Source organism: Thioclava kandeliae (genome assembly GCF_040297545.1).
GTDB lineage: Bacteria > Pseudomonadota > Alphaproteobacteria > Rhodobacterales > Rhodobacteraceae > Thioclava > Thioclava kandeliae.
The window spans coordinates 1-1959 of the sequence record NZ_JAYWLC010000065.1; the positions used below are offsets into that span (position 1 = coordinate 1).

The following is a 1959-nucleotide window of genomic DNA, read 5'->3' on the forward strand; positions in this document are numbered from 1 at the left end:
CAGCTTGCCTGCAGCGCAGCGCGACTGATCAGCTCGGCCCGCCAGTCAGCACGAGGCCCGCTATGAGCTACACCATCAGTTGGGACACGATCCCGTGCTTTCGGAAATCTCTGGCTCCGGCAGGTCTTCATTCAAGGCGAGTGACTTGTTTAGCTCGCGAATGGCCCTGCTCACTTGCATGGTCACATAAGGCACATTGACCCGGTTCGGATGTAGATAGAGCTTGAATGTCTCCTGCATGATCGCCTCGGCCCGCGCAGAGACCCGCTTGGCATTCTGGCTATTGAAACGCGACCTTTTGACAAGGCACATCGGATCGCGCGTTTCCTGCCAATCCCTCAGCCATTTCATGAGCGATGTCCGACAAGGCGCGCGCAGCGCGAAGAGCTTTGCCAGTTCGTCAGCGTTGCGCCCTTGGCGGATCTGCTCCGTCAGCCTCGCCTCGACACGTTCGACCAGTTTGGGCATGTAGGCACAAACGGAAGCTTGCGAGCGGCTGACTTCCTTGGCGGCCTCCCCCGCCTCAAATTCTTCCACGAAAAGCTGTTTGCGAAAAACGCGGGCCTGCTCGGTAGCAGGCATTCGGCTTACAAGCATGCTTCCCGCCAAGGCCCGCCGCGCAGCTCTTGAGTTGGAAAAATAGCCATATTCCAGCCGTGCTTTGCCATCCTCCAGCATCGTCTTAAGATCCTGATGGCTCGGGCAAAGAGGCTCGGAATTGACATTTAATGCGCGCAATTCCACAAGCGTCTCGCTCACATTGTCGACCATGTGAAGGGTCTTGCCGAGAATCACCGCCTCGGCCTTGGATATGCGTAACCGGGGCGCCATTATCGCACCTCCGGCAGCATCAATATGCTGCGCTCGGTGATATGCTGCGACAGATCTGCCTCAACTGCCCCGTCAAAGATCGCCCGAAAGACCGCGCGATAGGCCCGCCCCTTCAGCCCGGTCGCCTTCACGACCTGCTGCACCGATGTCGATCCGTTCAGCCCGCGCAAAACCTCGACGACAGCAGCATCAGCTTCCGCGTCCTCAATCCCGCGAAACATATGAAGGAGCTCGGCATTCCGCACCTCTGCCTCGGAGTAGCTGTTCTCGGTCACGAGCAGAGCATCATCCGCAAACCGCTTCGGCAGCTGAGCTTTGATAAGCGCGAGCTCCTTCTCGAAGCAGTTACGTTCGACCAAGGCGCTCGGCTTTACGGCCAGTGCAAGCTTGAAGCCGGTCTCAAACAGAAGAAGGTAATCAAAGACGTGATACCGAAGCTTCCCCGCAGCATCGCGGAAGGGAACGCGGGGCAGCTGGTCCCAGATGTCGACCACTTCCCTTTGCGAGAAGCTAACGAGCAGGCATTTACGCTCCTCATTGCTCTCAAAGATAAACTTACGCCATGCAGCACTCCGATGCAGTTTGGCCAGCAGAAAACCACGCGCGCTCGACTTTGAGCGCGCCGCAAACATACGCGTCGCCCGCGTACGCTCCGGGGGCACATACAGCCCCCCGAAATCAAATCCATCCATTGGAATTCTAACCCGCGCGGCAGATCAATCTCTGCCCCGATCGTGTCCCAACTGATGGTGTAGCTCATAGCGGGCCTCGTGCTGACTGGCGGGCCGAGCTGATCAGTCGCGCTGCGCTGCAGGCAAGCTGACCACGACATCATCGCAGATTGGCGCCAGCGTTTCCAGTGTCATGTATCGACCGCGCTGGACGGTCCATTCCTCGGTCTGCTCCATCAGGATGGCCCCAACGAGGCGGCGGATCGAAGCCTCATTAGGAAAGATCCCGACCACGTCCGTACGGCGCTTGATCTCGCCGTTTAGGCGCTCCATCGGATTTGTGCTGTGTAGCTTCGTTCGATGCTGCTGGGGAAAGGTCATGTAGGCCAGCACATCCTCCTCGGCGCCGTCCATGAGGGTCGCCAGCTTTGGCAGTTTCGGACGCATCTGATCAGCG

At 58.6% G+C, this 1959-nt stretch carries 3 protein-coding genes; all 3 read right to left on the bottom strand.

All coding sequences use genetic code 11. From position 1 onward, the window contains the following. Window positions 1-75 precede the first annotated feature (75 nt). Complete coding sequence (locus VSX56_RS20490) at window positions 76-831, bottom strand: hypothetical protein (protein ID WP_350939368.1); 756 nt, start codon at window positions 829-831, stop codon at window positions 76-78. Continuing rightward, window positions 831-1463, bottom strand: coding sequence for a PDDEXK family nuclease (locus VSX56_RS20495; RefSeq protein ID WP_350939369.1), 633 nt, complete (start codon window positions 1461-1463; stop codon window positions 831-833). The genes VSX56_RS20490 and VSX56_RS20495 overlap by 1 nt, the downstream gene beginning before the upstream one ends. A gap of 162 nt (window positions 1464-1625) precedes the next feature. Beyond that, a partial coding sequence (locus VSX56_RS20500; protein WP_350938465.1) for a transposase occupies window positions 1626-1959 on the bottom strand: 334 nt, incomplete at its 5' end.